The sequence below is a fragment of the Pokkaliibacter plantistimulans genome (assembly GCF_003194385.1).
Lineage (GTDB): Bacteria > Pseudomonadota > Gammaproteobacteria > Pseudomonadales > Balneatricaceae > Pokkaliibacter > Pokkaliibacter plantistimulans.
Window position 1 is genome coordinate 1 of record NZ_LAPT01000187.1, and the last position, 1,340, is coordinate 1,340.

Sequence of the window (1,340 nt, forward strand, 5' to 3'; positions counted from 1 at the left end):
CCCACACCCTACATCCGTGCACCAAACCCTCCGCAGATACCATCTCTCCTAACTGGCCTCAAATCGGAACACGCGACTTCAGGACAATATTCGTTCCGATGTGTCACCACACCAAAACAAATCTGTACCAGCTTGCGCACCGCCGCGCCTAGCGCGCGCAGTTTGCTCTTGCCGTTCTGTGTCAAACGCTCGTATTGGCGCCGGATATCCGGGTTGCTGCGTATGGAGGTGACCGCTGCCATGTATAACTTGGCTCTCACTCGGGCTGGACCCTGTTTGCTTAGTCGGCTACGACCTTTCCATTGCCCGGACTCCTGAATGCGTGGCACCAGCCCAAGATAGGCAGCCAGCTGTCCCGCCTGTTCAAATGACCGGCTGCGGATCACGCTTAGCATCAAGCGTGACATAACGGGCCCAATACCAGGAATACTCAGCAACAACACCCGGTCTTTCTTCAGGTGTGGATAGCGGTCGATATGATCATCAATATCCTCCTCCAGGCGCTGCTTCTCCTGCCGCAATTGGGTCATCATCAGCTCCAGTGAGGCGATAACCCGTTCGGAGCTACGATTGAACTCTGCCTTTTCATGGCGGTTGGATTCACGTTGCAGATCCGCCTCCAGGGCCTCCAAACGGCTGATCAGTGCCTTGAGTTCTCTGACTTCCGGGGCTTCTGGCTGCCACTGTTCTGGTTGCATCCGATGCCCATACAACGCCAGTATCTGGCTGTCTTTCGCATCGGTCTTGTGGGTGTTGCCCAAGCTGTTAGCAAACTCACGTACACGGGCTGGATTCACTACGCAGACCAGAAATCCCCGTTCATGCAGTGCATAGGCCAGGGGCTCGTGATACACCCCGGTGGCCTCCATCACGATCTGGATTCCCTCGGCGGACGTGCCTGTTTGATGCAGTAACCAGTGCACCAATGCGTCATGATCCATTAACGTGTTTCTGAATACTTTTGTTTTGACCTTGTTCTTTTCCGCTTCTCGTAGCCAGCAACAATCGAGTTTGGCTTTACTGATATCGATTCCAACAATGTGCATCTCTCATTTCCCTTGTCCATTCAGCGTCACTGACAATTCAGGCGCTTGGATACCATTCAATGTGGGAGAACAAGAGCTCGGGAGTGAATCTACGTCACGACATCATGTGCCCAGGGTGCCGTCCACTTCACCGAGCTCTTTGGAGTCGCTGGTAGCTAATCAGAAACTCCAGAAGAGATACAAGGGTGCCGGTGAGGTACGAACCGCACCAGTCACCGGGCCAAAGACTGACATTTCGAGTTTTCACACGGTGCGGTTCACTTCGTTCACCACACCCTACATCACTGCACCAAT

1 protein-coding gene is annotated in these 1,340 nt (G+C 53.7%); it reads right to left on the bottom strand.

Features of this window, described 5'->3' with window-relative positions:
* Positions 1 to 8 precede the first annotated feature (8 nt).
* Complete coding sequence (locus WH50_RS25705) at positions 9 to 1,046, bottom strand: IS110 family RNA-guided transposase (RefSeq protein ID WP_243410281.1); 1,038 nt, start codon at positions 1,044 to 1,046, stop codon at positions 9 to 11.
* Positions 1,047 to 1,340: the final 294 nt, after the last annotated feature.